This is a genomic window from Phytohabitans aurantiacus, assembly GCF_027923225.1.
In the GTDB taxonomy this organism is placed as follows: Bacteria; Actinomycetota; Actinomycetes; order Mycobacteriales; family Micromonosporaceae; genus Phytohabitans; species Phytohabitans aurantiacus.
The window spans coordinates 1-224 of sequence record NZ_BSDI01000151.1; the positions used below are offsets into that span (position 1 = coordinate 1).

1 protein-coding gene is annotated in these 224 nt (G+C 68.3%); it reads right to left on the bottom strand.

Going from position 1 to position 224, the window contains the following annotated elements; all coding sequences use genetic code 11:
* Window positions 1-224: DUF222 domain-containing protein (locus tag QMG73_RS46200; RefSeq protein ID WP_281906534.1), on the bottom strand; the 224-nt coding region annotated here is incomplete at both ends.

The window sequence follows — 224 nt, forward strand, 5'->3', positions numbered from 1 at the left end:
CCGTTGTCCGGCAGTTGTTCGGTGCGCAGGGCGAGTCGGCAGATTTCCACGAGGGCGTCGGCCCGCCGCTGGGCCGGTGTGCGGTCAAGGTCAGGCTTGCACAGCGGATCCAACGCGGCGTCGACGATCGCGGCAGCTTCGGCGTCGAGCCAGCCGGTGACCCGGAAACGGCCATCACCGTTGTTGGTCAACGTGAACGCCCGCGTCTGCTCAGCCCGCTTCTC